This is a genomic window from Acetobacter orientalis (assembly GCF_000963965.1).
Lineage (GTDB): Bacteria > Pseudomonadota > Alphaproteobacteria > Acetobacterales > Acetobacteraceae > Acetobacter > Acetobacter orientalis.
Map to the genome: position 1 here is coordinate 22,940 of NZ_BAMX01000016.1, position 10,403 is coordinate 33,342.

General features: G+C 45.4%; 7 protein-coding genes and 1 pseudogene. 2 read left to right on the forward strand and 6 right to left on the reverse strand.

The window, feature by feature from the left end; all coding sequences use genetic code 11:
- Positions 1 to 28: 28 nt before the first annotated feature.
- Positions 29 to 253, forward strand: a pseudogene (locus Abor_RS13130) (nucleotidyltransferase family protein); the annotation flags it as partial.
- Positions 254 to 997: 744 nt separating this feature from the next.
- On the opposite strand, the gene Abor_RS07245 reads toward Abor_RS13130, so the two are convergent.
- The 6 genes from Abor_RS07245 to Abor_RS07270 are packed head-to-tail and all read right to left on the reverse strand — an operon-like array spanning position 998 to position 8,563.
- The gene (locus tag Abor_RS07245) at positions 998 to 2,344 is read right to left on the reverse strand and encodes an MmgE/PrpD family protein (RefSeq protein ID WP_048841186.1); all 1,347 of its coding nucleotides are present in this window, start codon (positions 2,342 to 2,344) and stop codon (positions 998 to 1,000) included.
- Positions 2,345 to 2,355: 11 nt separating this feature from the next.
- Complete coding sequence (locus Abor_RS07250) at positions 2,356 to 3,669, reverse strand: LLM class flavin-dependent oxidoreductase (protein ID WP_048841187.1); 1,314 nt, start codon at positions 3,667 to 3,669, stop codon at positions 2,356 to 2,358.
- 27 nt (positions 3,670 to 3,696) lie between these two features.
- The gene (locus tag Abor_RS07255; RefSeq protein WP_048841188.1) at positions 3,697 to 4,452 is read right to left on the reverse strand and encodes an amino acid ABC transporter ATP-binding protein; all 756 of its coding nucleotides are present in this window, start codon (positions 4,450 to 4,452) and stop codon (positions 3,697 to 3,699) included.
- Complete coding sequence (locus Abor_RS07260) at positions 4,449 to 5,282, reverse strand: amino acid ABC transporter permease (protein WP_048841189.1); 834 nt, start codon at positions 5,280 to 5,282, stop codon at positions 4,449 to 4,451. The genes Abor_RS07255 and Abor_RS07260 overlap by 4 nt, the downstream gene beginning before the upstream one ends.
- Positions 5,279 to 6,223 (reverse strand): transporter substrate-binding domain-containing protein, encoded by a 945-nt coding sequence (locus tag Abor_RS07265; RefSeq protein ID WP_084594419.1) that lies wholly within the window; start codon positions 6,221 to 6,223, stop codon positions 5,279 to 5,281. The genes Abor_RS07260 and Abor_RS07265 overlap by 4 nt, the downstream gene beginning before the upstream one ends.
- Before the next feature lie 18 nt (positions 6,224 to 6,241).
- Positions 6,242 to 8,563, reverse strand: coding sequence for a TonB-dependent receptor plug domain-containing protein (locus Abor_RS07270; RefSeq protein ID WP_232015200.1), 2,322 nt, complete (start codon positions 8,561 to 8,563; stop codon positions 6,242 to 6,244).
- A 355-nt stretch (positions 8,564 to 8,918) separates the two neighbouring features.
- Between Abor_RS07270 and Abor_RS07275 the strand changes: the two genes are divergently transcribed.
- On the forward strand, positions 8,919 to 10,331 hold the full coding sequence (locus Abor_RS07275) for an amidohydrolase (protein WP_048841197.1): 1,413 nt from the start codon (positions 8,919 to 8,921) through the stop codon (positions 10,329 to 10,331).
- The last annotated feature ends 72 nt before the right edge of the window (positions 10,332 to 10,403 follow it).

A 10,403-nucleotide genomic window follows, 5' to 3' on the forward strand; every position in this document is an offset into this window, starting at 1 on the left:
AGGCAAAGAGGTTTGAGTATTTGGTTCCAGAGCACGAGGAACTGCCAAACCGTATTCAGATTTGAACCTCGCAATTCTTGGAGAAGAGCTGCTACCATTACTGGTACGCGTTGGTTTGGAAGAGGCATTCTCTTCCTCTCTGCTGCCTTGGAAAGTCGATGTATTAGACTGGGCAACAACCGATGAAGTTTTTCGAGACCTGATTCAAAAAGACCATATTATCATTCAGGTCCCTTTAGAAAACCCAAAATAAAAAAAGCGTTCCCAGAGAGTATTCTTGCCTTGTGGTTTCTCGTTTCAAAGCCATTTCAAATGGTTTTTATTGCGGAGAGTTGTGGGAATTTATCGAGAGTTAAAAAGCCTTTTTAGGCACTGTAGTCTACTACGCGTTAAGGAACCTCATTTTTTCAGCTCGGCCATTTGCAGATAAAGTTGTTTACTTTAAAGCCAGCCGTGCAAACCAGCGGACACGTTGTGTCACGATGGTCTGCAATCTGGTCAGGGGAAAGCGTTGCTTTCCCCCGTGCCCCCCTTTCTGTGGTGAAGGAGTGCCTTGCCATGTCTGTCAGACAATCCCCAAAAACCCATAGCCGGTGCCAACAGACCTGTTTCCTTGTCTCCGCTTCGTTTGACGGTCAGGGAGGTGATGGCAAGTAAGCCTTAGCCTGCTTTTGTTTTCGGTGCCCAGCATTATAAGCTCCTCCTATCCCAGGTCTCTTTCATGACTATCTGCAGCCTTAAAGGTTCGGAGCTAAACCGTGGTATGTCTACGTGGTATTTGGTAATTTATATGAATAGGACAAAATTTTTTCTACGTTAGGACGGAACACCTTAAAATCTAAAGGCAGCGGAAAAGAGTCGAGTTGAATGCTAAAGCCTCACAAGCACGCACATGAAGCCGATAGATTCTTAGAAAAATCCATCTTTCTCTATTTTTTCTGTTGCTTCATATATCCTATTTTTTGAATCAATATATAATATTTTTCTATATAAGTATTTATTGTATTTTAATTAATGAATCTAGAAATGACATTAGATCTTTGTTTGATTTCATAGAGTGAACATCGTTCCAAACATCAAGATTTCCCGTCAAAACTGGTTTAGTGTTAAGGAGAAATTTATTTTTAATCTGATATTTAGTAACTTTAGGCACTGAATGCGCAGCATAGGAAATAGATCTAGAGTTCTTGTAAATAATAGTAACTTTTGCAAAACGCTTTTCTGGATCTTCTTGGAGAGATGGAGCCTGAAAATCTATTTCTCTTGAAATGAGCGGCATTACAGATAAGATGTCTGGTGCTATGGCTTTATCTTTAAACAGCGACAAATCAATATTTCCTTTAACAAGGAACGCCGCTAAAATATACTCAATACTAAACTGTCCCTGTCTCCCCGTTTCTGGTTTTGTTACAGTTAAGGCTGCATCTCCCCCACGCGGAAATGTAACGATTATTCTTTCTATTTTTTCCAATGAAAAACTATTGTTCTCGCGCAACTTTAGGAAAGCAGAAATCGGCAAATAGCTTGCGCCACAACATGGATATAGCTTAAAAATCAGTCCAGGTTTTTCAATTGCCCATTTTTCTCCCCAACCGTTCAGGCACACTGACGGCAGCGCGTCATCCATACCTAATGTTTTAAAAAATCCAAATTGAGATTCAAGAATATTCCTATTTCCCTCAACACCAGCAAGAGTCAAAAGAATGGCTGAGATAGCGGAACGTGCAGCAAAACCTGCATGAATAGGCTTCACTTCAGTTGAAAACTGAGCACGTAGTCCTGCTGCTTGTGTAGCTGCTATCCCCAAAGAATTACTTAGCAAATCTGGCGTTATGTTTAATAAATACCCAAGGGCAACCGTAGCACCCAAAGGGCCCAAAGTTGCTGTTGCATGAAAGCCTGTTTCGTAATGTTTATGCCGCATGGCACGCCCTAAGCGTGCCATGGCCTCCACTCCCACACAATACGCCGCTAAGAACTGAATAGCCGTGACATTTGGAATGTTTGGCAAGTATGCAAACAAAGCGGACAATACCACAATGCTAGGGTGGCCTCTTACATCGGAATGGATATCGTCAAAATCGAGAACATGTGAAAGTGTACCGTTTAATAATGCCGCTGTTGCCGGGTCTACCTCTGTTTCTTGACCTAGGAGCAAGCCGCCTTTTTGTCCAGCCAGCGGCAAAAATGCCGCTCTCACTTTCTGATAGGCTGGGTTATCAATGCCTGCAAGGGCGCAACCCAAGTAATCGATTAAACCAGACCGAGAAACCTCAACTACACTTTCTGGAGGATGTGTGGTTAATGCCAGCTCTGAAAAACGATATGTTAGGGAAGAAGGCATAAAAACGGTTCCTAAACTTTTGGGAAAAAGCTATTTTGTGGTCTTGCTAAGCCTAAAATATCACGCAAGGTTGTGCCCTCATAATCTTTCCTAAAAAGTCCTCTTTTCTGCAATTCAGGGACAACGTACTCTACAAAAAGCTCAAATTGCCCCGGAAACCATGCTGGCATGATATTGAAGCCGTCTGCTGCATTACTCTCAAACCACTGCTGCAAATGGTCGGCAATAACAGATGGGGTGCCTTTTAGCACATTATGACCACGCGCCATTCCAACATGTAACGCCAACTCGCGCACTGTCATATTTTCTCTTACGGCAAGAGCCTTTAAGAGCTCACCCCTGCTTTGAATTTCATCAGAAATTGCAAGATCTTCTGGAAGTGGGCCATCCAGGTCAAATTGCGTAACGTCGTGCCCAAGACGTTCTGAAAGAAGCCCAAGTGCACTTGGTAAATCGGTCAACTCTTTCAGTTTTTGATAGTTTTCTTCCACTTCTGTTTTATCGCGACCAATAACTGGGAAGACACCGGGCATAACAACAAGATCGTTACAGTCTCTGCCAAAATGGACAAGACGTCCTTTAAGGCTTGCGTAAAATGCTTGCGCTTCTGCCAAATCCCCTTGTGCGGTAAAAACGATATCTGCCGTACGTGCCGCAAGATTTTGTCCGGGCACTGAAGAACCTGCCTGAATAATAATTGGATGCCCTTGTGGTGGTCGCGATGCATTAAGGGGGCCCTGCACCGTAAAAAACTGTCCTTTATGGTTTAGTTGGTGCATTTTGCTTGGTAGAGCAAATATTCCGCTGGTCTTGTCGGCAACAATTGCATCATCATCCCAACTATCCCACAGCCCTTTGCAAACATCGACAAATTCCTCCGCTATTTCATAACGGTTATCGTGACCTGGGTGAGTAGAGCGAGTGAAATTAGCAGCAGAGCGTGCGTAACTGGTTGTGACCACATTCCAAGCTGCCCGACCATTACTAAGGTGATCAAGAGAGGCAAACGTACGTGCCACCTGATAAGGCTCACTATAAGTAGTAGAGACCGTCGCTGCCAGCCCTATATGCCGGGTAGACATAGCAATCGCGCCCAGCAAAGTTGTGGGTTCAAACCGTACCATAGTGGAGGGATGTGCTGTCAGGCTGGATGTTAGCCCATCTGCCAGAAAGAAAAGATCAAACTTGCCACGCTCAGCTATCGCGGCGATTTTCTGGAGAAGTGCTAGGTTTTCTGACCCGGTTTCTGCCTCTGGAACTCTCCATCCTGAAACATGGTGCCCAGTTGCTTGCACAAAAACGCCTAAATGCATTTGTTTTGACATAGCTGTGTCCTTATAAAAATTTCACTATCAAGACTGACGAAGAAACTCGGCAGTGCGCGCATGTTTGGGGTGTGTAAATAAGTTATGTGAAGGGCCGTGTTCGATAATGCGACCATTATCCATAAACGCGACGTTGCCTTGCAAAGCGCGGGCAAAACTTAGCTCATGCGTTACAATCACCATGGTCATTGCTTGCTCGCTTAATTGCTTGAGCAACCTCGCCATGCTCTGAACTAGTTCCGGGTCTAGTGCTGCTGTAGGCTCATCAAACAACATGACTTCAGGCTGCATGATAAGCGCTCTGACAATGGCAATACGCTGCTGCTGACCACCAGAGAGTGATGGCGGGAGGGCATGTGCGTGACTTTCTAGCCCTACAGTTTTTAAAAGAGTTAATGCCTGATCTGTAACATCTCCTCGCTTTTTTTTAAGAATTTTAATTGGTGCAATGACAATATTTTCTAAAACGGAAAGATGGGGGAAAAGGTTGTACTGTTGAAAAACCATACCTATTCTGCTTCTCTGTCTTGCAATTTCCCGGCCAGAGAGTTCGTATAGCTTGTCACCAGACTGTCTGTAACCAATAATCTCACCGTTCAGCCGGATAATGCCACTGTCAATACGATCAAGATGATTAATACACCGTAACAACGTGGATTTTCCCGAACCCGAAGGGCCAAGTAGCACGCAGGTTTGTCCGGACGGTACAATTAAGGTGACGTCATCAAGGATGATTTTTCCTGAAATTTTTTTAGAAACACACGATATTTCAAGATCGCTCATAATGGTTCATCCTTACGAGAAAGACGACCTTCTATCCAGTATTGCCCCATGGATAAGAGAGACGTAACAACAAGGTACCAGAGAGAGGCCACAATCAGGAGCGGTATAACATCGTATGTTCGTTCATAAATTTCCTGAGCAGAATACAGTACGTCTTTTAAGGCTATTACAGAAACAACAGATGTTGCTTTTAATGTGCTTATAATCTGATTGCCCGCAGCAGGTAAAATGACCCTGAATGCCTGTGGAAAAACAATGTTATACATCACACCAGAATTGGTAAACCCCAATGCTCGTGCGGCATCCCGCTGGCCAGTTGGAACACTCCGTAAGCCGGTACGTATAATTTCACTGGTATATGCGGCGTCATGGAGAACCAATGCTAGAACTGCTGCCGAGAAGCCAGTTAGCACGTGGTTCGTTGGGAAAGAATACAGCTCTCCCAAACCGGGCAGTGTCAAAGCTAGCCGCGGGTACAACGCAGCAATATTGAACCAGAAAAATAACTGTACAAGCATGGGAACGGAACGAAAAACCCAGACATAAAACCAGCTTACGCTTTGCAGTAACTTACTATCGGCCTGGCGCATTGCCGCTACAATAGTACCAAGCGGAAAGCCAAAAAAAACCGCAAAGAATGTGAGTTCAAGCGTGACTAACAGTCCTTTCAACATGGCAGGCACAGTAAAATTTGCAAAAACTATCTGCCATTCAAAATGAGGGTTTTTAAAAATTGAATACAGAAGCGCTGCGATGCAGGCTGCAACAACTACGGTCGCAAGGCGCTCCGCAAGTTTTGTCTTGGGTACAATAACAAGATTGGGGCTCACTGTATGACCCTCCCATCATTTTGTGCACTTACGGAATTGAGAATATCCATATTGCTATAGCTTTTTCCAATTGCACCGTATGAAATGTCCCATTTACCAAGTATTTTCTGGTAAATGCCGAGCTCGATTAAACGATTAACTGCATCTGTTATAACCGGTGTTAGCGAGGACTGGCGGGGTAAGCCCATTCCAACATAGCTTCCGTGGCGGTCTAGTGTAGCAGTAAGAACAACTTGGCCGTGGCTGCCTTGCGCCATGGCCTTTACGCCTTCGTAAGGGCCAAGAAAATAAGGAACACGGCCACTAATAATGGCCTGAACACCTGCTGGGCGGGATGGAAAAAGCATGACAGTAATAGGCGCTGCTCCCGTTTGTTTGCAGTCCCGACTATGGTTTTGCAGCACGGTTGCATTTTCTGTGCCAGACCCTGCTCCTATTGTTAAACCGCATAAATCATGCCACTGGGTAACTTGCCCTTGCGTTGCCGCCAAACCCAAGAGACCAAGGCGCTTGTCATCAAAATATGAAACAAAATCTATCTTTTTTAGTCGTGTTTCTGTTACGTTCAAGTTAGCTAAAGCGATATCATAACGATGGCTGGCAAGCCCCAGGACTGTGCTTCCCAAACTGCCCGGGTTCACCCAGTACAACTTTAGCCCCAGAAGTTGGGCTACAGCTGCCATGATATCAATCTCCCGTCCCTGCAACTGCATCGTATCTGGTGTAAGGAATACCGTTGGTGGCGTTGTTGGGTGAGTTGCAACCAACAACGCTCCACTACGTCTGTATTCAGCCGGCACACGCTGTTGCAGATCCTGTGCGGTAGGCACGGAAATATCTGTTTGGTACGGAATAAAATTTTCCGCCTTACGCCCTAAGTTCTGAACCAGAAAAAGCCCTAGAACCATAAGAACACCAGCACAAAACACTTCTCTCTTCATGAAAAAAGAAACTTAATTTTAGAAACTGGCATTAACGCGCCCGTAGTAGTATGCGCCATAAATAGGCAGACTAGATGCAACCTGATCATACGGACGTGTTCCAAGATAGTTATTTTGTGCCGGGACATGCCGTGGCCGTTGGTTAAAAATATTATTTGCACCAATGGAGGCATGCCAGTGTCGGTTAAAGCGGTACCCCACTTCTAGATCAGTCATCCAGACAGGCGTGTTACTGAATTCAGAAAACTGAGATGTGGAATATCTGACAGCAGCAGGCGCTAAATCTTGATATGTGAGCAGCGATGTTGTCTGCCCATAACGTGTCTGACGCACGTTCACATCCCACACACCGTTGCTCCAGAACGCATTCAGCACAATTTTGCTTCTTGGCGAGGCTGTCGTGAGGTAACCAATTGTCTGGGCACTTACCAAAGGGTTGCCATAAGCATTGGTGTTAACATGATGCAGACGGGTACGATTGAGATTAAGCATCATGGAAAGTGTTAGATTTCCATATCGGTGCAAATGTAAAAGATAATCAGCTTGAAGATCCAAGCCTTGCGTACGCGTGCTTGCGGCGTTTGCCATATAGTTGGCTTTGATGTTGTTAAGGTTGACGTTCCCGCCTGTAGGAAGCTCCATACCTGTCTGGGCAATGGCATCATACGCTGTCTGACCATTCACAAATCCTGACCCAATAATGCGGTCCCGAATATTGATCTGGTAAACATCTGCCGAGATATGGAAACCATCAATCGGCTCCAGAATAATGCCACCTTCAACGTTAGTAGAACGCTCAGGTTTGAGATGTTGCGCCCCAATCGAGCGGCCAGCGTCACTGGTTGTTGACAGCAAACCGGAAGCCCCTGTGGGTGTTACCCCGAGATTGCTGAAATGTTCTTCAGCCAAAGACGGCGCACGAAAGCCGTTACTGACGGTACCACGTAATGCAATGCGCTTGGTAAAGTCGTAACGCGTGCTGACTTTACCATTTTCTGTGTTACCAAAGTCCGTATAATGTTCAAAGCGCCCGGCAAAATCGAGATCCCAGTGTTTAAGCGGGTGGAAGTCTCCATCTATATAACCGGCCCATACATTTCGATCCCAATGGCCAGCATTATATGGTGAAAGCGCTGTAGAAGAGGCCATGCCCCCTTCTGAATATGAAGCCAGATCGCCTGCACGAATACCATACATTTCCAGCCTATGCTCAGCGCCCATAGCAAGAGTGACTGGTACGGTATGCGCAATAGAGAAGTTACGCCGTAGATCAAGATTGCTGGTCCATTGGGATAGGGTAAAATTTGAGGCTCTTACTTTGGTGGGAGAGTAGCCATATTTTTTATAATAACCCGAATTGAAAGTATCTTTATTATCAATCCGGTCATTATCCTCTCCGTAGAGAGTGCTAATATCCCAATCAAATCCTAAAAAGTTTTTGCCACGTAGACCAATATTGGCCTGGTAATCATCCTCATCAATAATTTCAAGCGGTGAAAATCCTGCGGGAAACGCTGTAGGTGCTACTGTTGGCAGGCGGTAATGCTCTATGGCTTCTGCGTGCCGATGTGCATAAGTAATTAAGCCGTAGCTTTCTATCTCTTCTGTAACAGGCTTTGCCCATTCCAGAGCGAGGTTACCTCTTGTTTCTTCAGGCGTAGAAAGACTTTTGTCTGATGTAGGGGCCCAAGAAGACCCAGGGGTCCACTGGTGGCTCCAGACACTTTTCGAACTATTAATGAAATGATCCGTATGATACACTTGGCCACTCAAATGCAGGAAACCATCCCGCCCCAACTTCATGCCGCCATCTATACCAACAGAATATTGCCAGCCGTCGCCATTATAGGCGTTAGCCCCCGTCTGAGCAGAAGCATCAAGGCCGTGGTTCGTTTTCTTGGTGATGATATTGACAACGCCAGCAATGGCGTCTGACCCATACATAGCGGCCGCGCCATCCCGTAATATTTCTATGTGATCAATTGCGTTAGCTGGTATCATATTAAGATCTACAGCCGTTGAGCCTTGCTGTGGGCCTGCTGCGGCAGTCAGATTGGCTGTTGTATGCCTGCGCTTACCATCCACCAGAACCAGCACTTCGTTAGGGTTCAACCCACGCATACGGATAGCAGAGGTAAGCGCCCCTGTTTCTGTCGGTAAGGTTGCCATGGTAATGGACGGGTCAACACGGGTTATTGCGTCAGCCAGATTTAGTTGGCCTGACCTCCGTAAAGTTGCGGCAGAGACAACGGTTATAGGCGAAGTACTATCTCGGGCTTTTCGGTTGGTGGCATGGGTGCCTGTAACAATAACAGACTCCGATTTTTCACTGGAAGACATCCCTGTCTCCACCACATCGGTCGGAGTAGTAGAAGCTTTTTTACTATACCGAGTATCCTGAGCATGGGCAGCAGAAAGAGGAAGGGTTGCACAGACGCCAACAAGCAAATACCGCTTTTTTGTGTGGTTTATGTGTTGGAAAAAAAGATCACCACTCAACGACATTACCCTGCGCCTTCATAATTTAACTATTTTATAAAGTTGATATAAATCACACATGCATAATTTTACGTCAATAAGATATCTATATTTCACTATAATTTTTTGATGAATAAACATTAATGCATTAACGAGCTGAAAATGACGCTACTGATTTCCCTAATTTATATTATTTTTACAAAAAAGGATCGTGAAATTGCAGAATGAGAAAACAATCTGGCAACTGGTTGACCAGAAAGGCCATATTTTTGAAACTTTAAGTGACCGTGTGTGGGACGTGCCCGAAACCAATTTTCAGGAGGTTTTTTCTTGTGCACTCCATAGAAAAACACTCTTGGAACAAGGGTTTAGGGTTAAAGAGTGTGCAGGAGGCCTAAAAACGGCTGTCATGGGAGAAAGCGGAAAAGGCGGCCCGGTCATTGCTTTCCTTGGGGAGTTTGATGCACTCCCGAACCTTAGCCAGCAGGCCAATGTTTTCCACGCTGCCCCGGTCATTCCAGATGGTAATGGGCATGGGTGTGGGCACAACCTACTTGGTGCGGGGGCCCTGGCAGCCGCAACTGCGGTAAAAGACTGGCTGGAACAAACGGGAACGCCCGGCACGGTGCGATATTACGGCTGCCCCGCTGAAGAAGGTGGTGCGGGAAAAGTGTTTATGATTCGTAATGGTGCATTTGAGAGCGTGGATTGTGCTATTAGTTGGCACCCCTTCGCCTTTACAACTGTCTGCCCACCTTCTTCTCTCGCCAATGTCTGCATAGATTTTGTTTTTACCGGTCGATCTTCTCACGCCGCCATGTCTCCTCATCTTGGGCGTTCAGCTCTGGATGCAGCAGAGCTTATGAATGTGGGGGTCAATTACTTACGCGAACACATGCTACCTACCTCCCGCATCCATTACGCTTATATAAATGCTGGAGGAAAAGCGGCGAATGTTGTGCAGTCTGAAACGCGTATCCGTTACATGATACGCGCTGAAAAACTTGAAGATCTTTTTCCGCTACAAAAGCGTGTGGAAAATATAGCGCATGGCGCCGCGCTGATGACTGAAACACAAGTAAATATTCAGGTTTTAAGTGGTATGGCTAACTTAACACCCGCACCAAAGCTGGAAAAACTTTTGCAGCATAATATTGAAGAGCTCGGCCCATTACAATTAAGCTCTACAGACTATCAATATGCTCAGGATATTCAGGCGACCATTCCACAAACGGATATTGTATCTGCCTATAGCATGATGGAAATTCCGTATCAGGAAAATGTCTCCATTTTTAACGAGGTTATTCCATATCGTCCCTATTTCACAAAAAATATTTTAGGATCAACAGACATTGGTGATGTTAGTTGGATTGTACCAACCGTACAATTACTTGCGACTACTATGGCTGTCGGGACCTCGCTTCATTCATGGCAGGCTACTGCACAGGGAAAGTCCTCCCTTGCTCATAAGGGCATGCTGCATGCAGCTAAAATTATGGCCGCAACAGCTATAAATATTCTGGAGAATCCCCACATAATTCAAAATGAAAGCCAGAACATTAAAAATAAAAATTATAAATGCGTTATCCCTCCTACCGTTATGCCACCAGACAGTGCTAAACTGGTTTAGGCTCAGGCCCTATTAATTTATTGAACTGAGCGAGAGGTTGTGATTCACAGGCTTACCGATGGAGGTAGGCCT

Coding starts and splice junctions, on each gene's coding strand:
- Abor_RS07245 (WP_048841186.1), bottom strand. CDS start 2,344: ATGCCTTCTTCCCTAACATATCGTTTTTCAGAGCTGGCATTAACCACA.
- Abor_RS07250 (WP_048841187.1), bottom strand. CDS start 3,669: ATGTCAAAACAAATGCATTTAGGCGTTTTTGTGCAAGCAACTGGGCAC.
- Abor_RS07255 (WP_048841188.1), bottom strand. CDS start 4,452: ATGAGCGATCTTGAAATATCGTGTGTTTCTAAAAAAATTTCAGGAAAA.
- Abor_RS07265 (WP_084594419.1), bottom strand. CDS start 6,223: ATGAAGAGAGAAGTGTTTTGTGCTGGTGTTCTTATGGTTCTAGGGCTT.
- Abor_RS07270 (WP_232015200.1), bottom strand. CDS start 8,563: ATGTCTTCCAGTGAAAAATCGGAGTCTGTTATTGTTACAGGCACCCAT.